The 19,506-nt window shown below is 41.2% G+C and carries 17 protein-coding genes; 4 read left to right on the top strand and 13 right to left on the bottom strand.

The features are described from left to right. Positions 1-197: 197 nt before the first annotated feature. Both QJ048_RS07145 and fbp read right to left on the bottom strand, forming a co-directional pair. Positions 198-959 (bottom strand): ABC transporter ATP-binding protein, encoded by a 762-nt coding sequence (locus QJ048_RS07145; protein WP_282333658.1) that lies wholly within the window; start codon positions 957-959, stop codon positions 198-200. A gap of 132 nt (positions 960-1,091) precedes the next feature. Then, entirely contained in the window at positions 1,092-2,096 is a 1,005-nt protein-coding gene (gene fbp / locus QJ048_RS07150) for a class 1 fructose-bisphosphatase (protein ID WP_282333659.1), read from the bottom strand. Positions 2,097-2,378: 282 nt separating this feature from the next. Between fbp and QJ048_RS07155 the strand changes: the two genes are divergently transcribed. Further along, positions 2,379-2,756, top strand: coding sequence for an endonuclease domain-containing protein (locus tag QJ048_RS07155; RefSeq protein WP_282333660.1), 378 nt, complete (start codon positions 2,379-2,381; stop codon positions 2,754-2,756). Between the two features lie 126 nt (positions 2,757-2,882). Here QJ048_RS07155 and QJ048_RS07160 read toward each other — a convergent pair whose 3' ends face one another. From QJ048_RS07160 to QJ048_RS07195, 8 genes are all read right to left on the bottom strand, one after another. Next, the gene (locus tag QJ048_RS07160; protein ID WP_282333661.1) at positions 2,883-3,872 is read right to left on the bottom strand and encodes a pyruvate dehydrogenase complex E1 component subunit beta; all 990 of its coding nucleotides are present in this window, start codon (positions 3,870-3,872) and stop codon (positions 2,883-2,885) included. A 292-nt stretch (positions 3,873-4,164) separates the two neighbouring features. Beyond that, entirely contained in the window at positions 4,165-6,123 is a 1,959-nt protein-coding gene (locus tag QJ048_RS07165) for a sialate O-acetylesterase (RefSeq protein ID WP_282333662.1), read from the bottom strand. A gap of 80 nt (positions 6,124-6,203) precedes the next feature. Further along, positions 6,204-6,872 carry an SGNH/GDSL hydrolase family protein gene (locus tag QJ048_RS07170; protein WP_282333663.1) on the bottom strand — a complete coding sequence of 223 codons (669 nt, stop codon included), beginning with the start codon at positions 6,870-6,872 and terminating at the stop codon, positions 6,204-6,206. A gap of 205 nt (positions 6,873-7,077) precedes the next feature. After that, positions 7,078-8,253 carry an AGE family epimerase/isomerase gene (locus QJ048_RS07175; RefSeq protein ID WP_282333664.1) on the bottom strand — a complete coding sequence of 392 codons (1,176 nt, stop codon included), beginning with the start codon at positions 8,251-8,253 and terminating at the stop codon, positions 7,078-7,080. Positions 8,254-8,256: 3 nt separating this feature from the next. Next, complete coding sequence (locus tag QJ048_RS07180) at positions 8,257-9,444, bottom strand: glycoside hydrolase family 130 protein (RefSeq protein WP_282333665.1); 1,188 nt, start codon at positions 9,442-9,444, stop codon at positions 8,257-8,259. Positions 9,445-9,597: 153 nt separating this feature from the next. After that, entirely contained in the window at positions 9,598-11,430 is a 1,833-nt protein-coding gene (locus QJ048_RS07185; protein WP_282333666.1) for a sodium:solute symporter family protein, read from the bottom strand. 106 nt (positions 11,431-11,536) lie between these two features. Beyond that, entirely contained in the window at positions 11,537-12,664 is a 1,128-nt protein-coding gene (locus tag QJ048_RS07190) for a glycoside hydrolase family 26 protein (RefSeq protein WP_282333667.1), read from the bottom strand. After that, positions 12,651-13,955, bottom strand: a complete 1,305-nt coding sequence (locus QJ048_RS07195) for a glycoside hydrolase 5 family protein (RefSeq protein ID WP_282333668.1) — start codon at positions 13,953-13,955, stop codon at positions 12,651-12,653. Before QJ048_RS07195 ends, QJ048_RS07190 begins: the two co-directional genes overlap by 14 nt. Positions 13,956-14,283: 328 nt before the next feature. On the opposite strand from QJ048_RS07195, the gene QJ048_RS07200 reads away from it, so the two are divergent. The 3 genes from QJ048_RS07200 (at position 14,284) to QJ048_RS07210 (ending at position 17,263) form a co-directional block, all read left to right on the top strand. Continuing rightward, positions 14,284-15,168 (top strand): AraC family transcriptional regulator, encoded by an 885-nt coding sequence (locus QJ048_RS07200; protein ID WP_282333669.1) that lies wholly within the window; start codon positions 14,284-14,286, stop codon positions 15,166-15,168. Between the two features lie 125 nt (positions 15,169-15,293). Then, positions 15,294-16,355 carry an SGNH/GDSL hydrolase family protein gene (locus QJ048_RS07205; RefSeq protein WP_282333670.1) on the top strand — a complete coding sequence of 354 codons (1,062 nt, stop codon included), beginning with the start codon at positions 15,294-15,296 and terminating at the stop codon, positions 16,353-16,355. 191 nt (positions 16,356-16,546) lie between these two features. Further along, positions 16,547-17,263, top strand: a complete 717-nt coding sequence (locus tag QJ048_RS07210) for a pyridoxine 5'-phosphate synthase (RefSeq protein WP_282333671.1) — start codon at positions 16,547-16,549, stop codon at positions 17,261-17,263. Between the two features lie 173 nt (positions 17,264-17,436). On the opposite strand, the gene QJ048_RS07215 is transcribed toward QJ048_RS07210, so the two are convergent. From QJ048_RS07215 to QJ048_RS07225, 3 genes are all read right to left on the bottom strand, one after another. After that, positions 17,437-17,943, bottom strand: a complete 507-nt coding sequence (locus QJ048_RS07215; RefSeq protein ID WP_282333672.1) for a methylated-DNA--[protein]-cysteine S-methyltransferase — start codon at positions 17,941-17,943, stop codon at positions 17,437-17,439. A 170-nt stretch (positions 17,944-18,113) separates the two neighbouring features. Then, positions 18,114-18,443, bottom strand: a complete 330-nt coding sequence (locus QJ048_RS07220) for a tRNA-binding protein (RefSeq protein WP_282333673.1) — start codon at positions 18,441-18,443, stop codon at positions 18,114-18,116. Positions 18,444-18,477: 34 nt separating this feature from the next. Continuing rightward, positions 18,478-19,374 carry a class I SAM-dependent methyltransferase gene (locus QJ048_RS07225; protein WP_282333674.1) on the bottom strand — a complete coding sequence of 299 codons (897 nt, stop codon included), beginning with the start codon at positions 19,372-19,374 and terminating at the stop codon, positions 18,478-18,480. Positions 19,375-19,506 lie beyond the last annotated feature (132 nt).

The following is a 19,506-nucleotide window of genomic DNA, read 5'->3' on the forward strand; positions in this document are numbered from 1 at the left end:
ATGATGCTCTTATAATTAGAACAGAAATGTCCAAATAGTTGTTCATCAAACACTTTTCTTTAACAAACAACCTACATCTGCTTTTATCTCTTTCTTCGTCATTGAAAATTTAAAGTTGAAATTTTATTTCCTGTTAAAATGAATGAATGTCTTTCTATAAGAAAAGCTCATCATTTTCAATTTTCAACTTTCAATTTTCATTCCTCTTTCCTCCATTCTTTGCCCGTAAGATTGATAAACACATCTTCAAGGTTTGCTTTCTTCACTTCGGTTGTTCGTTCAAAGCCAGATGCAACAAGGTTATCGATCAATTGATGCGGTGAGTTAATTGCAACAATTCTTCCCGCATCTACAATGGCAACTCTGTCGCACAAATATTCTGCTTCATCCATGTAGTGTGTTGTAATGATCACCGTGGTTCCTTTTGATCGTATGTCGCTGATCAGATCCCACAAGTTGCGTCTTGCTTGTGGATCCAGGCCTGTTGTTGGCTCGTCGAGGAAAATAATTCGTGGTTGGTTGATAAGTGTTGTGGCGATGGAGAAACGTTGCTTTTGCCCGCCACTCAGTTCTTTGTATTTCGCTTTCGCTTTGTCAGTAAGATTTACCAGCTTCAATAGTTCATGCGGATTTACCGTTCGGTTATACAAACCGCCAAACAAGTGAAGAAGCTCGGTAAGATTTAAACCGGGATAATATCCTGAAGATTGTAGCTGAACGCCTATAATTTTTTTGATAGCATCGGGAGACTGATCAAGATTGAACCCATCTACGATCACTTCTCCGGAAGTCTTGTCACGCAAGGTTTCTATGATTTCAAGCGTAGTTGATTTTCCGGCGCCGTTTGGTCCGAGCAAACCAAATATCTCACCTTCATGCACATCGAAACTAATGTCCTTTACTGCTGTAAAATCACCGTACTTCTTTTGCAGATTCTTTACCGAAATAATGGTTTTCATTGTGTGCAGCCTTTTGAGACCACAAGTTACGCAAGATTTGAGATTTGAGATTTGAAATTTAAGATTTGAGACCTAGCGAAACCCTAAAATATCAAATCTCAAATTTAAAATCTTGAAAATACACGTTCTGTATTAGTATTGCTCCAGCTCTTCCATCATCCCCTTGCTTCCTGCAAAGAATGGAGAACGCTGGTGCAAAAATTCGGGTTGAATGTCGAGAATTCTGTTAACACCATCGGTAGCTTTTCCTCCCGCCATTTCTATGATAAACGCAAACGGATTGCATTCATATTGCAGCCTTAGCTTGCCTGTGGCCATAGACTTTGTAGATGGATACATGAATATTCCGCCGAGAATAAGGTTGCGATGCATATCGCTCACCATACTTCCAATGTAGCGTTGTGTATAAGGGCCGCCATTCGTTTTGTCTTTCTTCTGGCAATTGGTAATATAGTTTTGAATGCGCTCGTCGTATTCAAAAAAATTCCCGTGATTGACAGAATATATTTTTCCTAACTCAGGCGTTTTTATATTGGGATGACTCAGGCAAAATTCGCCGATAGACGGATCAAGGGTAAAGCCGTTTACTCCTCTGCGTGTTGCATATACAAGCATCGTGGACGATCCGTAGATAATATAACCTGCAGCCACCTGCTTGACACCTGGTTGTAAAAAATCCTCTTTTGTGCAAGGTCGTCCAACAGGAGAAACACGTCTGTAAACACCAAAAATGGTTCCGATAGAAACATTTACATCGATGTTGCTACTACCATCCAAAGGGTCAAACAATACAACATATTTGCTGTCGTTGCTCACCGGATCATCAAACACGACAACGTCGTCCATTTCTTCACTACCAATACCCGCGCAACTGATTCCGTGACGTAACACGCCAACCATTTGGTTGTTGGAAAAAACATCTAGTTTTTTTACGTTTTCGCCCTGCACATTCGTGTTTCCGGCTTCACCGAGAATGTCTACAAGTCCTGCTTTGTTTACTTCTACATTGATTCTTTTTGCGGCACGACCAATGTCGCGCAAAAGCATACTGAGCTCACCCGTAGCCTTAGGAAACATGCGTAACTGCTGAATGGTGAATTCATCCAGCGTCAGAACCTGCCTGTTAATGGTACTCATAGAAAGCAATTCGTTGTTTAATTTAGGTTTCAACAAATGTAAGGGAGTTGAAAATGGAAAGCGAAAAGTTAATAATTAATTGTACGAAGACAAAGAATTCGTTTGCAAAGGCGTGAATCCCCCTTACAAGATTTCTAAAAATCGGCGAGACTGGCATCCCCCTTTTTCAAAGAGCAACTCGATCAATCCGCATAAGTAAATCTTACAAGGGGGATTCACCGCACCCGCACGCTGCAACCAATTTGTAACAAGACGCAACTATGACTTTATCATTGATGCATCATGTTCTACATACCGTATAACATAAATCTCAAAGCATTTTCAAGAAAATTACGCAATCATTCTACATACGGTGAAGTTCTTCTTTGGATGCAATTGCGGGCAGGAGGCGTGAGAGGCTATACGTTCAACAGGCAAAAGCCTTTGAGCAATTATATTGTTGACTTTTACTGGAAGCCTCTGAAGCTGGTTATTGAAGTGGACGGAGGTTATCATTTTACACCAGAACAAAGGGTGATGGACCAACACAGACAACAAATTTTAGAATCAATGGGCCTGCATTTCCTGCGCTTTCGCGACGAGGAGGTTAGAAAAGATATGAGTACAGTTATTAAAGCAATTGAATCCTGCATTGAAGCTTTTGAAACAACTTGCCAGTAAGGGACGATCATTTTCAATTTTCAATTTTCAACTTTCAACTTTCAATTTTCAAATTGTTCTCGCCCCACAAGCAACAAAGCCCTGGTGTTACCCAGAGCTTTTGCCTCTCTCATGTATAAAACAAACTTATTTTTTCATGTACATCACGTCTTTCACAAGCTGAATAGTACGTGGTACACTTGGTAATGCTAGGTCAATAAGGTTTGGCGCATAGTGCAAAGGAGCATCTGCACAAGTGATACGGCGAACAGGTGCATCAAGGTAGTCAAAACCTTCTTTTTGTATGCGGTAAGCCAATTCAGAAGAAACACCGCACATAGGCCATTGTTCTTCTACAATTACAAGGCGGTTTGTTTTCTTAACGCTTTCCAGAACGGTCATCCAGTCAAGCGGACGGATGGTGCGCAAATCGATCACTTCTGCACTGATGCCTTCTTTTTCAAGTTCAGCAGCCGCGCCCATAGCGATTTTCATCATTTTGCTCCAGGAAACGATCGTTACATCGCGCCCTTGTTTTTTCACATCGGCTTTACCCAATGGAATGTAATATTCTTCTTCAGGAACTTCACTTTTATCACCATACATTACTTCGGCTTCCATGAACATGATCGGATCTTCTTCGTAACGGATGGCTTGTTTCAACAAACCTTTGGCATCATAACCATTGCTTGGTGAAACCACTTTCAAACCAGGAATATTTGCGTAATAGCTTTCAAAAGCTGTAGAGTGTTGTGCACCTAACTGACCGGCAGAACCGTTTGGTCCGCGGAAAACGATTGGACAAGAGATTTGACCACCACTCATCGCCAGCATTTTGGATGCTGTATTTAAAATCTGATCCAATGCAAGAACCCCAAAGTTCCATGTCATGAACTCAACGATCGGGCGCAAACCGTTTTGCGCAGAACCTACGCTGATCGCCGCAAAACCCAATTCTGAAATAGGTGTATCGATTACTCTTTTAGCACCGAATTCAGCCAACATACCCTGGCTCACTTTGTATGCGCCATTGTATTCAGCTACTTCTTCTCCCATTAAATATACACGCTCATCTCTCCTCATCTCCTCGCTCATTGCTTCCCTAAGGGCTTCACGATATGCAATTGTTCTTGCCATTGTTTATTTTATTTAAAAAGACGGGCAAAAATATTGGAAGTGCGGCAGATAAACAAAAGCAATTAAGAATTAAGAATTAGGAATTAAGAATTAGGAGTCTGAATGTCAATCATTTAATATTATTTTTTAATATATTTTAAGAATTTGGATTAGATGATTTAAAGAATTGGCAGTTTATAACATTATAAACGCTGACCATTGGGCGAAAATGAAAAAGAGACGCCATCACAGCGTCTCCCATTCTTAACTCTTAATTCTTAATTTCTAACTCTTAATTTCTAACTCTTAATTGTTACTCCTTGTACTTCACTCCGGCTGTAACTGCCTTCCAATCGTCTGTGCGGAAAGGCGCTGCAGGAAATCCTTCTTTATTGAAGAGATTTCCGTCGCTCGCATCGTCTGCCCAGTTGTAACGAACGGCCACGGGATTGTCGAGGCCATCCTGCCAAACGATCACTTTATCTCCCTGTACAATGGCTTTTGCATAGTGGAACTGCTGATCGGCGCCAGCAATTTCAAAGCCTTTTATATAGCCGTATTTATCTTTTACATAGAGACCGCTGCCTATATGTGCGTACGATACCACAGCTTTTCCATTCTCTATTTTAACGGATTGAAAAACCGGGCCTTCATATTCGCCTTCAATGCCGTAGGTATCATGTAAAGCGATCGAAGCAAGACGTTTACCTACATCCTGTTTATTTTTCGGATGAATATCTCCGGGCTCGCCAATATCAGTTGTGATGGACATTCCGGTGTTAGGCAAAGCAAGCGTCATTGCCTGCGCCTCACGCAATTCTGCCCAGGTGCTTCCGTTTTTGCTGGTGCCATTAGCAGAATTGAAAGTTGCAAGTTGCACAAAGTAGAAAGGGAAATTGCCTTCGTTCCATCGCTGTCTCCAGTCGCTGATCATCAAAGGAAACGCTTTTCTGTATTGGTATGCGCGGCCAGCGTTACTTTCTCCCTGGTACCAGATGGCGCCTTTGATGCCATATGGAATGATCGGATTTATCATTGCATTGTACAGCAATGTTGGATAATCATTCGGCCCGGCTGTTGGGTTTCCGTTGATCAAACCTTCAATCTGGAACTTCCATGCGCCGGCAAGAGAAAGCACTTTACTTCCAACGGTTAATTTTACAAACTCTGCGTCACCATAAATTCCGCCGCCGCCGCCGGTGTCCTGCACTCTTACAGCGATTACATTTTTACCCGCTTTCAAAACACCTGCAGGAATATTGTACACACGTTTTACATTATAACCATTCAATCCCCCTACTGCAGTACCGTTTATATATGTTGCGTCTGCATCGTCAATCATACCAAGTTCAAGCTCTCCCGGTTTGCCTGCATCCTCAGCAGCAATGTCAATTGTTTTACGGAACCAAACAATACCGTCAAAGTCTGGCAATTGTTGTGTTTCCCATAAAGCCGGAATTTTCATCGCCGGCCATTTGGTATCGTTGTAATCAGCAGTCTTCCATGCAGCAACGGTGGTTGCATCCGGCATGGCACCTTGCAATGCCTGAATTTTATTTTGCAATTGCACTTTCCTCAATTGGCCGATTGAATCTGTGTTGATATGCGGATAGTTTGCGATCATGCTTTTAAACTCATCACTACTTTGAAACGCTTCACGACTTGTCCAGGTTTCAACTTCTGTTCCTCCCCATGAAGTGTGGATCAAACCGATTGGTACATGAAGTTTATTGTAAAGATCTCTTGCGAAAAAATATCCAACCGCGGTAAAGTCTTTAACATTGTCCGATGTTGCGGTTCTCCAGTCTGCCGGATGTTTAATATCCTCCAAAGGCACGCCAGACAAATCTTTCACTACTTCTATCTGGCGGATCTGTGGATAGTTTGCCGATGAAATTTCCGTTACTGCATTCTTAGTGCCACTTACATGAAACTCCATGTTCGACTGACCTGAACAAACCCAAACCTCACCCACAAGTACATCCGTAAAAGTCACGGTGTTCTTTCCTTTTACTACAAGCGTGTAAGGCCCACCGGCCGCTTCAGCATCCAAAGCAATTTTCCATTTGCCGTCTTTACCGGCTTTAACGGTTTTTGTCTGCTTGTTGAACTGAATGGTGATTTTTTCATTCTTATCTGCCCACCCCCAAACAGGAATCGCCTGATTTCGTTGGAGCACCATTTGATTGCCAAATACTTTCGGTAACGTTACATTTGAAAAGCCCGCAATTGCAGTGAATAGCGCCAGCGCGGAGAGCGACAATTTTTTCATATAGTTGTTCTAAGAATTGAAAGTTGAAAATTGAGAGTTAGTGGAGAGTGGGGAATTGGGAGTTAAGAACTCAAAACTCATTACTTACTCAGCTCCTCCCACATTTTTTCCGCCACTAATGCATTCCCTTTGTCATTCAAATGCACGCCATCTACTGTTAAAATGCCTTTAGAAGTGTCTTGCGGATTATTGTCTTTATCGAATTGAGTAAATTCTCTGCGAAGGTCAATAACCGGTACTTTAAATTCGTTGGCAACTTTGCGAATGCTTGCACTGTACTTATCAAGGTCACTGTCCTGGTTGTTTTCTCCGTTTTTCTTTTCGCCTATCACCGCCGGGGTACAAACGATTACCCTTGCACCTATGGCTTGAATTTTCCTGATGAGTGCCTGATAAAATTTTTCGAACTTGTCCTGGTCTGTTCCGGTGCCGTAGCTGGCTTTGTGCCAAACATCATTCACACCAATATAGATGAAAACAACGTCAGGCTTTTTCGCAAGTACATCATCATCCAAACGCAGGTAAAGATCGTAAACCTTATTACCACTAACACCCGCACCGATCAATTCATATTGATCCTGCAGATTGTTTTGGTTGATCGTATTTTGAATGAGATCGATATAGCCGCCCTTCTTCGCGCCTTGTTGAGTGATGGAGTCTCCAAAGAAGATAACTTTCTTTTTCTTTTGTATTACAGACATAGATGCGCAAAGAATGAACAATGCAGCAATGGCAAGTAGTTTTTTCATACGTATGTTAGTTGGCCTGTTAAGGATTTTTAAAATTAACAGAAAGTAGGAAAAAAAGAAATTAATAATTAATAATGAACAATTAAAAGATAACATACTTGAAAAAAGCAATGTCATAGACCAGTTCAAAAATTAGTAGGGCCACATCCAATAAATAATGTAACCCTTCTTAATTATTAATTATTAATTCTGCAAATTTTACCCTTCATAAACGTTTCAGCAGTTCAATACAAGCCCTGCCATTGTGATACGGGCATTTCCATAAACCGGCCTTGTCTTCATTTGGCATTATGCTGTAATCTTCTTTTACGCCCCAGAACCATTCGCCATTTTTTGCGTCCAAAATATACTGCTTTGTAAACTGCCAGCTGTCGATTGAACGCTGCAAATATTTTTCATTGCCGCTTACTTGTGCTGCATTGAAAAATCCCACCATGGCTTCCGCTTGCGGCCACCAATGTTTTTCTTTTATGAGATGATTGTTCTCTACTTCATACCACAAGCCACCATCTTTATCTAAACCTTCGGCAGCAGCATCGGCCATTTTGATGGCGTTTGTTTTCATTTTACCGATCCAATCTTCATCATAAATCGCTTCTGCAGCCTCCAATAACAACCAGGCCGCTTCTATGTCATGGCCGAATGAAACGATTTGTTTTTTTGAGTTCCAGTCTTCGTCAAAAAATAGTTCGAGGTGATGTGTTTGTTGATTAATAATGTGCCTGTCAAAAGCGGCTAACAGGTTCTGAATACTCTGTTTAACAGCAGGCGTCTGTTCAATCTGATACAAATTCGTATAAGCTTCCAACACATGCAAATGTGTGTTCATCGTTTTCTTCTCATTTGCATCCTTCTCACTCAAACGCAGATCAACAATGGGTTTCCAGTCTTGGGTAAATGCTTCAAAATAGCCGCCTTTTCCAGGATCGTAACTGTATTTTTCAATGGCGTTGTATAAGTCATTTGCTATTTGTTTCGCCTCCGGCAAATGAGACGCACGATAGTATTCACTTGCAGCATATAACGCAAATGACAACGCATAGATCTGCTTTTTTGTATCAAGCGGTTGCCCTGAATAATCTACCGTCCAGTAGACACCACCATTCTCCTTGTCTATAAAATATTTTGTGATGTAATCAAACGCTCTCGTTGCTACTTCAAGGTATTTTTTTTCTTTTGTAAAATTAAAGGCAGCAGCGAATGTCCATAGAATGCGGGCATTTAACACAGAACCCTTCGGTGCTTTATTGTCAATGTTATTTTCATTGTCAATCTTTCCATAAAAACCGCCATACTCTTCATCTATTGTATAATCGATCCAATATTGAAGAATGTTACTTAACTCTACGGCAAGCTCGTTTTTGTATTGCGTAAGATTCATTGTTTACGTAGTGGCGAATCGTTTTACCAAAGCCTTGTTTTTTTCAATAATACCGATCAATGTATTCACAGAAGTTGCAGAACGCAGACCATCCGGTGCTGTGTTCATCACATAATCGAGCAGTTGACCAAGCGATGATTCTGCCACATGCATGCGTGTATCTGAAGACGCATAGTAAATCAACACACGGCCATCCTCATCCAATATCCAACCATTGCTAAAGACTACATTCGACACATCTCCTACTCTTTCTTCACCATCTGGTGCAATGAAATATCCTGACGGTTTGTGTGAAACTTTTGTAATGTCGTTTAAATCTGTCATGAACACATACAGCACGTAGCGCAGTCCTGCTGCAGTATGGCGAACGCCATGTGCGAGATGCAACCAACCATATTTCGTTTTAATCGGCGCGGGCCCAAGGCCATTTTTCGCTTCATACACGGTATGATACACTTTCTTGTCGATCACAATCTCTTCCTTCACTTCTGCATATTCAATGCTATCGCTTAAACCAAAACCAATGCCACCGCCGTTTCCAGCTTCGATAAAACTATCTTGCGGGCGAGTATAGAAAGCATATTTTCCATTCACAAATTCAGGATGCAGCACAACGTTTCGTTGTTGCGGAGACCGTGTTTTTAAATCAGCCAACCTTTCCCATTTCTTCAAATCCTTTGTGCGTACGATACCGCACTGTGCTATTGCGGCAGACTGATCGCCGGGCTTTGCTGCAGGGTCACGGCGCTCTGTGCAAAACAAGCCATAGATCCACCCATCTTCATGTTGAATCAACCTTATATCATAAATATTGGTATCTGGATTTTCGGTTTCCGGTATCACTACCGGATAATCCCAAAACACAAAATTGTCAATACCATTGTCGCTTTCTGCCACAGCAAAAAACGATTTGCGATCCAGCCCTTCTACTCTCGCAACGATGTAATATTTGTCATCAAGCTTGACTGCACCGGCATTCAAAACTGCGTTGATACCAAAACGCTCCATCAAATAAGGATTGCTTTGCTCATTCAAATCATAGCGCCAGAATACCGGCGTATGTGCCGCCGTTAATATCGGGTACCTGTAGCGATGATATACACCATTGCTTTCTTCCACGATTTCATTACTTCTGTGAATCAATCTGTCGTATGCTGTTTGCAGCATTTCCAGCCTTTTTTCGAATTCCATATACTTCACTTTTTCTGTTTTGTTTTAGGTGGAAATGCGGGAGGAATTAATAATTAATAATTAACAATTAATAGGAGGTCATTCGCTTTTGTATAAAAGAGTATGCAAGTAAAAACTCACGCTCGCACTCTATTAATTTTTAATTATTAATTATTAATTTTCCAGCCTATCCCACCAAGTTCTTTTCAAAATCAATACTATAATTCCTAACACCACCACTGTTATGATCAATGGTAGTTTCAACCATAACACAACGTACATTGGCAATATCGTTAAGCAACACTGGGCAATGATTCCCAATACAACATTGAACATGTCCGGCTTGAATCTTTTGTTTGGCTCAAAGGTTGGATCTTCCGCTACAACCTTGTCGTGAATGGGTTTCCAGAAGCCCCATGGTCTTACTGTTTTATAAAAACTTTTCAAAACAACTTCATCAGTTGGCGGCGCAGCATATGTTCCTGCAATGCTTCCGATGATGGATATCAGGAACAACAAAGGCCAGTAGTACAGCGGCAGCGTATCGGGAAACAAGCGGGGAAATATCAATGCTGCGGCGATACCACTTATCATTCCCCAGAAGAAACCACTTGCATTGAATCGCCACCAGTACCATTTAAAAACGTTTGCTGCAATGTAGCCACCATAGAGTGCGCCAACGATCCATTGCAACACGCTATTGACATCTTTCGCAAAGAAACCAAGCACCACACCAATCGTTACCACCACAATGCCCACGATATAGTTAACCGTTATGATCTTTTTTGTTTTCGCATGCGGATCGATGTACTTAATGTAAATGTCGTTTACGATGTAAGCCTGAGCTGCATTCAAGGTTCCTGAAAATGTTCCCATAAAAGCACCGAGCAATCCTGTCAACACCAAACCCTTTATACCCACAGGCAAAAATGTATTAATGGTTGCAGGCAGTATTCTTTCAAAGTCAGTCCCCTCGGCACCTGCAAGATCAAGTTGATTGTAATACAACAATGCCAGTACAGTTAAACCAATGATCATCGAGTACCTGATTGGCAATAAAATGATAGATACAAAACCTGTCATCTTACTGGCTTCTTTTGGTGATCGTGTGGACAACACTTTCTGCATATCATAGTTTGGCGCCGGCCCCGCAAGACTTGCAAATGCCCCTTTGAACAACATCATCATAAAGAAAATTCCAAACAGACCAAACTTGTCATCTGCTATTTTCTTACTTGCTGCAGGCACGATGTTATCCCATTTCAGATCGAGGTTCCAGCCAAAGAACGGACTTGTCCATCCATGTGGAATGCTCAGCTGTGTACCATTTTTATGCAAATGGATCATTGCTATTACACCGATCGATAAACAAGCGACAGTCATGATCATATACTTGATCACATCTCCCAATACAATGCTGTGCATACCGCCAAGAATGGAGTAGAACATTGCAAAGAGTGTGAACACAATTCCATAAAAATGCGGCACGTATTGTGGCGCCACATCAAACGGAACGTATGCTTTCACATACTGCCAGGGAACAAATATTTCAATGAACTTTCCTAATCCTATAAAACCATAAGCAAGGAAACCGAAACAACTCAACAGTGCAAAAGTCACGACTACATTATGCGAACCACGAATGCCGCTACCAACGGAACCGAAACGTGTTTTCAACCATGCTGCGCCTGTATCTGCGTTTGAACGTCGCAGCCATTTACTCAAGAACATCATCATAAACACCTGGTTGAAAACCGGCCACAGCCAGGGGATCCAGATGCTTTTCATGCCGTAGATAAAGCAAAGAGCAACCATCCACATGGTACCGCTGATGTCGAACATATCGCTGGCGTCACTCAAACCCAACATATACCACGGAAGCGATTTTCCGCCAAGTAAATAGCTTTCTTTATTCTGCCTTGCTTTTTTTCGTAACACCCACCCAATAACTACCATCGTTATGAGGTACGCAATAACAATGGCAACGTCAATCGTTTGTAAATGCATGTTTTTAATTAATAATTAATAATGAATAATTAATATCAATTGCTGCGTGAATTAAAGTCGGTCTCACTCTTGTAGACTCCGCATATTAATTCTTAATTATTAATTATTAATTGTATAGTTTTTCTTTTTTCGCATCTTTTTCAAACAACGTATTTTTCATCTTATAAAAGTTCATGAAATCGTCTGCAGATACTTGTCCTTTATACGGTGCGTAATAATGCATGCGGCCGTTTTCCTTCATGAGGCCATGATTGCGCCACACAAGTACATACGCTATTTTGTTGTCGCCAATTGCTTTTGCAAGTGTATTTGTCCACCATTGCGCATAAGGTATGGCTTCATAACCGGTTTCTGCGAAGGCGAAAATTTTGTTCTTTTCCTTTGCAAGTGTTCCAAGAATTTGCAGGTTACTATTTGCATGTTTTACAAAACTGTCATCTTTTGAAGGGTCTCCTGTTTGATAAGCATCCATGCTTAAAACATCTGCGACATCATCGCCGGGATATCTTTCCAAAAATTCGTTTGCTGTTGTAAAATCCCCACCTGTGTTATAGACATACAAAAGGTTGTGAACCCCTTTTTCTTTTTGCAGATAGTTGATGGTAAATCGCCAGAGTTGCTTGAATTCATAGGGTGTGCAGGCTGTTCTCCCCCACCAGAACCAATTGCCCGTTAACTCATGATAAGGACGGAACAATACCGGAACAGCTTCGCCATTCTTTCCTTTTAAGCTAAGCAAAAATGCAGCCACTTTGTCGAGCCAGGTTTTGAATAATTCATTTTTTTCAGCACCCGGCAATATCGATGCAACGCTTCCCTGATCGGTGCTCCAGGCCGTTTTTCCATTGAAAGGATTATGCAGATGCCAGCTTATGGTGATTACTCCGCCGCGATTATAAGCATCTTCGATAAAGCCTTTCATTTTATCAAACGGGACACTGTCAAGATCAACAGGCTTGTCATACTCAATACCGCCAAGTTCCCAACCATATATACCCGGATAGTCGTTGACTACATCTTTCACATCGCTTCTGCCCTTTTCATATTTCCAGCCAACACCATATGCAAGGTCATCCTGGTGACCAAAGAGATATCCCTTCTGCGCGGATCTCTTCAGGTTTTTATAAAGGTTTACGGTTTCTTTTGTAGCATCTTTATCGCAAGGCAAATCCTGCGCAAACACATGGCCCGCAAGACTTAGCAGCAATAGAATTATAGCGTTAGTTTTTAGCATTCAGTCCGTTGATTTTTTGCGTGAATGAATTTATCAGCTGCCATGTTGTGGCATCAGCATCGAACACCGAATTTAAGCCTTGTTCTTCCATCGGCGGATCACCGAGCACATCATCTCCTTTATGCCAAAATATATCTTTTCCTGAAGGTCTGCCAGCGCCGCCAAATGCCCAGAAGTTGCAACCGGCAATAATGCCTTTGTTTTGCTCACTGCTCCATAATGCTTTTAGTACAACACTATAATATTCATCCCGCATGGTCGTGGACGCTGAAAGCGAGTAAGAATGATGATCACGCGGCAGGCCAAATTCTTCTATTACAAGCGCCTTATTGACTTCCTTTGCTGCTTGCGCATGCACGTCTATGTATGTTTGTGTTTGCTTCACTACATTATCTATAGACGCGGCGATGGACGTGTCTTTGAACCAGCCCCAATTCTTTGGCCAGATATGAATGGTTGCGTAATCAATATTTTTATCGGAGTGAATAGCCTTGAAAACATCCACATTCTCAGTTCCCATATAACCTTCGGCACCAGTTGTTACAAGATGATTTTTATCCAATGACTTAATATGCGCTGCAGCATTGCTTACCCATTTTTCATAAGAGGGGATCGCACTTTCACGCATCGGCCTTGGTTCGTTAGCAAGCTCCCATGCCATGATCGCAGCGTCGTCCTTATACTTTCTCTTTGTAACAGTATTGGTTCTGTTTACTATAAATTCAACTTGCTTTTTGTACGCATTCATGCAGGCATCGCAAGTGTAAAATTTGCCAATGTTGTCACGAAGCTCTTCCCAGTTGAGTTTGCGATGAAAAATACTGTCGGGAATTTGCCCGTTCCAGTTAAGATATTGAAGAAAGCCGCCGCTCCATTCCCAATTGTTACTAAGAAAGATGACGGCTTTCATGTTTCGTTTTCCCATTTCAGTCAACAGGAAATCCAATCCTTTCAATATATCCTTATTAAAAACACCCTGTGGCTTCTGTAATGCCGGAGCTACGCGGTTTACACCATTTACAAAACCTTCACCTTCCACGCCTGCGAGCAACCGTAAGTTGGTAACACCATTTTTTACAAGAAAATCAAGTTCCCTGATCACCCTTTCCTTACCTTTTTTATCATTTGCCAACAGGCTCCCATACCAGTAGTTCGTGCCTACAAAATAATAGGGTTGGTTATTTACGGAAAAACTTCCGTCTTTGGCTCTGACGAAGGAGTTGGTTTGTGCAAAAACAAAATTGGCAGCCAGTGATAAAGCGGTTATTAAAAGGGCTAAGCGTTTATGCATGTCTGTGTTTTGGCGTTTACGTACAATCGTTTCGGTTATAAGACAACACAAATCTATTTCGATTTGCATTATCTTATACATACTTTTTTATCCAATAGAAATACTAATTTAAACGGATAAAAGAAGAAAAACAGCACTTTGAACGAAAAAACGTAAAAAGAAAGCGCATAAAAACCAACAGGAATCAACACAACAGGCTAGTTCACGACTATTTATGTAGCTACATGTAAAAGAAGCCCTCATCTACCCGTTAGTTTAAAAAATATTTGAAACCTGATACTTTATTAATCAATTATTGTACTTTCATGCTGTTTAAGAAACGATTGCCATGCAAACCAAGATACTTAGAGAGATCACCCCTCTTACTCAAAGCGACTGCTTCACCATTTTTTCAAGGGTAAAATCAAAGTTTGATTTTCCACTTCACAACCACGAAGAATTTGAACTCAACTTTATACAAAATGCGAAGGGAGCGAAAAGAGTAATTGGTGACCACATCGAAGAAATTAATGACCTGGAATTGGTTCTTGTTGGCCCCAACCTTCAGCACGGCTGGTTTACACACAAATGCACATATCCGGAAATTAAAGAAGTCACCATTCAATTTCACCGCGATCTGTTTGATGAAAAGTTTTTACATCGTAACCAGATGGCTTTCATCCGCAACATGTTTGAGCGCTCACTTCGTGGCATTCAGTTTTCAAAAGAAACCATACAGGCCATTATGCCTCGCATTGTGGCACTACCACAAAAACAAAGCTTTGATTCTGTGCTTGAGCTCATGTCCATTCTGCACGACCTTTCCATTTCACGTAACATGCGTCTGCTTTCCGACGCTTCTTTCAACACAACAGAAACGCTTTCCTATAATAGCCGACGCATTGAAAAAACAATGGCTTACCTGAACAAGAATTTTGATAAAAACATTTCACTTATTGAAGCCGCAAAGATGGCCGCCATGACGGAAGTCGCGTTCAGCCGTTTTTTCAAACTCCGCACTGGCAAAACATTTATCGATACGTTAAATGAAATCAGACTGGGTCACGCATCACGAATGCTGATCGATACAACACAAAGTGTTACTGAAATCGCCTATAAATGTGGCTTCAACAATATGTCCAACTTCAATCGCATCTTCAAAAAGAAAAAAGACTGCACTCCGAAAGAGTTTAGAGATGCGTATACGAGTACGGGGGTAAGAACTTTTATTTAATTGAAAATTGAAAGTTGAAAATTGAAAATGGTTGCATCCACCCTCTACCATTAACCAAACTAAAAAACTATTTTTATATATCCCGCACCCAACATTCTCAATTTTCAACTTTCAATTTTCAATTAATGAAATATCTCCTTGCAATTCTGTTTACCCTATCTCTCTCTTGTCCGCTCATGGCGCAGCAGAAGCTAAATTACTTTCCTGCATTGGATAGCAATATTCAGTATGTCGGAAGGACGGTTCTTTCAGAAAAAAGAGATGTGCGATGCTGGGCCGCCGGCGCATATATGCAAATTCGTTTTACCGGAAATACAATCAAATTGTTGATCACGGACCAGGTGCAATATGGACAGAATCACAATTTCGTGGAAGTTGTATTGGATAATCAACCGGCAAAAAGAATCCGGTTAAAGACAGAAATTGACACGCTCACATTTACGTTACCTAAAGCAAAAGAACATTCTGTTACGGTGTACAAGGACACTGAAGCGGGAATTGGTTATCTTGATTTTTGTGGCGTGCAATGCACTTCTCTTTTGCCGCTTAACAAAGTACCAACACGCAAAATGGAGTTTATTGGAAATTCCATTACTTGTGGCGCAGGCATTGACTTATCAACTGCTCCATGCGGCCAGGGTGCATGGTATGATCAAAACAATGCTTACTTAAGCTATGGTTCTGTGACCGCTCGAAAGTTGAATGCGCAATTTCACTTAAGCTCTGTTTCCGGAATCGGCCTGATGAATAGTTGCTGCAACATGAAAATAACTATGCCGCAGGTTTACAATAAAGTGAACATGCGTGATGATGCTTTGACATGGAACTTTGCAAACTATCAACCAGATGTGGTGACGGTATCGCTTGGACAAAACGATGGAATACAGGATTCGCTTGCGTTCTGCACAGCATACATTACTTTTCTGCGCCAGTTGAGAAACTACTATCCCAATGCTGAATTTGTCTGCCTCAATAGTCCTATGGCAGATGCCAACCTTGACAAAGCATTAAAAAGCTACATAAATTTTATAGCCAGCTTCATTCAAAAAAAAGGTGACAAAAAAGTGCAGGTATTCTTTTTCTCCAAACAATTCCACAACGGTTGTGGCGGTCATCCGGATTTAAAAGAGCACGAACAGATAGCCACAGAGCTAACGGAGTATGTGAAGAGCTTGATGCACTGGTAGCGCATCAATTTGAAGATTTGAAAATATGAGAATTTGAAAATGCTTTCTGTGCAGCTTCCTCTTTTTTATTAACCCATTCGAACCATTGAGAGTTAAGAATACACCGTGAATGTTACACCTACAGCATTTTCAAATTTCCATATTTCCATATTTTCAAATTATTCAAATTATTCAAATTGTATCTTCGTGGCATGACTAAGCTTTCAGTAAACATCAACAAATTTGCTACGCTGCGCAATAGTCGTGGTGGAAATAATCCAGACGTTCTTAAAGCGGCTATTGATGCCCAGTTATTTGGCGCCGATGGTGTAACGGTGCATCCTCGTCCTGATGAGCGCCACATCCGCTACAGCGATGTGCGTGAGATAAAAAAAATCGTTACTACGGAATTCAATATTGAGGGCAACTCCCAGGAACAGAAGTTTGTCGACCTTGTACTGGAGGTAAAACCTGACCAGGTAACACTTGTACCGGATGCTTTGGGACAAATTACTTCTAACCATGGCTGGGATACTATTGCACATAGAGAGTACCTGGTGGAAATTATCGGGGTATTTAAAAAAGCAGGTATCCGCACTTCTATATTTGTAGATCCGATCATTGAAATGGTGGAAGGCGCAGCAGAAACAGGTACTGACAGAATTGAACTGTACACGGAGGGTTATGCAACTGCATTTCTTTTAAACAAGGAAGCAGCCATCGCTCCATATGCTGCCGCTGCAAAAAGAGCAAACGACCTTGGCTTAGGTATCAATGCCGGGCATGATCTTGATCTGCACAATCTAAAATATTTCGCGCAACACACTCCGGGCCTTTTAGAAGTATCCATAGGTCACGCACTTGTTTGCGATGCAATTTATCTCGGGTATGAGAATACGGTGCAGATGTATAAGCGTCAGCTAGGCTGACGCTTAATGTGAAAATGTGGGAATTTGAGAATGTGAAAATTCTTTCTGTGCGATTTTTCTTTTTTAAATTAACTCTCGAAACATTTAAAAGCTAATGATCAATTCGGAAAGACGCACCTAAAGAATTTTCAAATTTTCTAATTTTCAAATTTTCACATTTCCACATTTTCACATTAGAACAACGTGAGCACCCCATGTGCCACCTTGTTCTCGTGCGCCAAAAGCCACTTCTTCCTCCACAGGCCGCCGGCGTATCCGACGAGGTCGCTGTTGGCGCCTATTACACGATGACAGGGAACGATGATGGCTATTTTATTTTTGCCGTTGGTAGAAGCCGCGGCGCGAATCGCTTTAGGATCGCCGAGACGTTTTGAGAGGTCTTTATAGCTGATGGTTTTACCGAATGGAATACCTATTAATTCGCTCCACACACGCTGCTGAAATTCTGTGCCGTTTTGGGCAACAGGAATTTCAAATTGCCTGCGAAAGCCCTGAAAATATTCGATGAATTGCTCTACGCATTGCTGCAGTACGTTGTTCAGCATTTCTTTACTATCGCCCATTTCGGGATATGGTTGTCCTTCTTCTAAAAATGTTACTTCGGATATATAAGTATCAGTCGCGCAAATTTTCAATATACCCAAAGGTGATGAGTAAAAGGTGTGGTAATGCTGTTGCATATAGCAATTTAAGACAATTTGAGAAGCAATTTGAAAATTTGAAGATTTGAAGATTTGAAAATGCTGTGAATGCATCTTTCTCTTTATTCATTACCTCTCAACTACTCCGAAAGTGAGTTAAAAGCAGGGAAGCCACACAGAAAGAATTTCCAAATTTTCAAATTTTCAAATTACCCGACTTTGCTCCCATTCCCCACTTCCTTCCCGGGATGCAATAAAACAACGTCGCCGTTGCTGTCATACACACCCATTACTAAGCATTCGCTGATGAAGTTGGCTATTTGCCTGGGGGGAAAATTAACGACCGCCATTACTTGTTTCCCGATCAATTCTTCAGGTTGGTAATGCGCAGTTATCTGGGCAGAGGATTTTTTGATGCCTAGTTCACCGAAATCTACTTTCAGTTTATATGCAGGACGCTTGGCTTTAGGAAAAACTTCCGCTTCTATGATCGTGCCAATGCGCATGTCAATCTTTTCAAAATCATCCCATGTGATCATACATTTTCAACTTTCAATTTTCAATTTTCAATTTTCAGTTTCCCGAAATCACATACACCAAAGAACTGCATTTCTCTTTGTTCATCGATGTTTTAGTGTTTGACAACAAACCGTTAATGAAAGCCATAGGCAGATTGCCTTTGCCATTTTTATATTGTTCGCTCAGCATGCTGATATAGAAACTATCGAACCACATTGCATGCTCGCTTTCTACTTTCATGCCGTGCATGGAAACAAGCTTTTTAATGGAGGCCGGAGAGAAGTGATACAAATGTCTTGGCACATCATATGCGGCCCAATATTCTTTGTACACCGAAGCATCATAAGAAGTATAATTAGGTACAGCAATGATGAGCTTGCCATTCTTTTTTAAAAGTTTGTGCAATTGCTCTATGTAGGGATGCAATTCATGCACATGCTCAAGCACGTGCCACATGGTGATGGCATCAAAACTACCCGATGGCAATTGAAACAGCTGGTCAGCGCTTCTAAGGTCCAGGTTATATAATTCTTTGGCTTTTGCTCTGGCAACATCATCCGGCTCAAGCCCCATCACGTCCCATTGATTGCTGTGCATGAAATTTAAAAACGCTCCTGTTCCTGCGCCAAGATCAAGCAACTTACCTGTTTTCATGCCGGTAACTTTTTGCACCAATGCATGCTTGCCTTTTAAAGTACGCTGGCGCACTTTATGGTAAAGGCTATTAACCAGTCCTTCTTTTGTATCTGAATGTGAAATGTAGTTGTCGGATTTGTAATATGATCCTACAGACGCAGCATCCGGAATATCCTGCGTAAATCGCAGTGTGCAATCCGCACATTCCAAAATCGAAAATTTTTCGTGTGAAACGGTAAAATCTTCAGCCTTTAAAACTTCATTTATTTTCGACGAACCACAGCATGGGCAGGTGGTGTAGGTGATCAATGCCATAGAGGCAAATGTAATTAGGAATTAGGAATTAGGAATTAGAAGGGTGACTTTTTTTTGGATGATCGCCTCTTTTGATTTTAAAAGATTTGTGGTTATTACTTTAGTTGTGGTGACTAATTCCTAATTCCTAAT

Source organism: Pinibacter soli (assembly GCF_029961145.1).
Lineage (GTDB): Bacteria > Bacteroidota > Bacteroidia > Chitinophagales > Chitinophagaceae > Pinibacter > Pinibacter soli.

What these genes read in the sequence shown, in the direction of transcription:
- QJ048_RS07145 (WP_282333658.1), bottom strand. Translation starts at nt 959, where the DNA reads ATGAAAACCATTATTTCGGTAAAGAATCTGCAAAAGAAGTACGGTGAT.
- fbp (WP_282333659.1), bottom strand. Translation starts at nt 2,096, where the DNA reads ATGAGTACCATTAACAGGCAGGTTCTGACGCTGGATGAATTCACCATT.
- QJ048_RS07155 (WP_282333660.1), top strand. Translation starts at nt 2,379, where the DNA reads ATGTTCTACATACCGTATAACATAAATCTCAAAGCATTTTCAAGAAAA.
- QJ048_RS07160 (WP_282333661.1), bottom strand. Translation starts at nt 3,872, where the DNA reads ATGGCAAGAACAATTGCATATCGTGAAGCCCTTAGGGAAGCAATGAGC.
- QJ048_RS07165 (WP_282333662.1), bottom strand. Translation starts at nt 6,123, where the DNA reads ATGAAAAAATTGTCGCTCTCCGCGCTGGCGCTATTCACTGCAATTGCG.
- QJ048_RS07170 (WP_282333663.1), bottom strand. Translation starts at nt 6,872, where the DNA reads ATGAAAAAACTACTTGCCATTGCTGCATTGTTCATTCTTTGCGCATCT.
- QJ048_RS07175 (WP_282333664.1), bottom strand. Translation starts at nt 8,253, where the DNA reads ATGAATCTTACGCAATACAAAAACGAGCTTGCCGTAGAGTTAAGTAAC.
- QJ048_RS07180 (WP_282333665.1), bottom strand. Translation starts at nt 9,444, where the DNA reads ATGGAATTCGAAAAAAGGCTGGAAATGCTGCAAACAGCATACGACAGA.
- QJ048_RS07185 (WP_282333666.1), bottom strand. Translation starts at nt 11,430, where the DNA reads ATGCATTTACAAACGATTGACGTTGCCATTGTTATTGCGTACCTCATA.
- QJ048_RS07190 (WP_282333667.1), bottom strand. Translation starts at nt 12,664, where the DNA reads ATGCTAAAAACTAACGCTATAATTCTATTGCTGCTAAGTCTTGCGGGC.
- QJ048_RS07195 (WP_282333668.1), bottom strand. Translation starts at nt 13,955, where the DNA reads ATGCATAAACGCTTAGCCCTTTTAATAACCGCTTTATCACTGGCTGCC.
- QJ048_RS07200 (WP_282333669.1), top strand. Translation starts at nt 14,284, where the DNA reads ATGCAAACCAAGATACTTAGAGAGATCACCCCTCTTACTCAAAGCGAC.
- QJ048_RS07205 (WP_282333670.1), top strand. Translation starts at nt 15,294, where the DNA reads ATGAAATATCTCCTTGCAATTCTGTTTACCCTATCTCTCTCTTGTCCG.
- QJ048_RS07210 (WP_282333671.1), top strand. Translation starts at nt 16,547, where the DNA reads ATGACTAAGCTTTCAGTAAACATCAACAAATTTGCTACGCTGCGCAAT.
- QJ048_RS07215 (WP_282333672.1), bottom strand. Translation starts at nt 17,943, where the DNA reads ATGCAACAGCATTACCACACCTTTTACTCATCACCTTTGGGTATATTG.
- QJ048_RS07220 (WP_282333673.1), bottom strand. Translation starts at nt 18,443, where the DNA reads ATGATCACATGGGATGATTTTGAAAAGATTGACATGCGCATTGGCACG.
- QJ048_RS07225 (WP_282333674.1), bottom strand. Translation starts at nt 19,374, where the DNA reads ATGGCATTGATCACCTACACCACCTGCCCATGCTGTGGTTCGTCGAAA.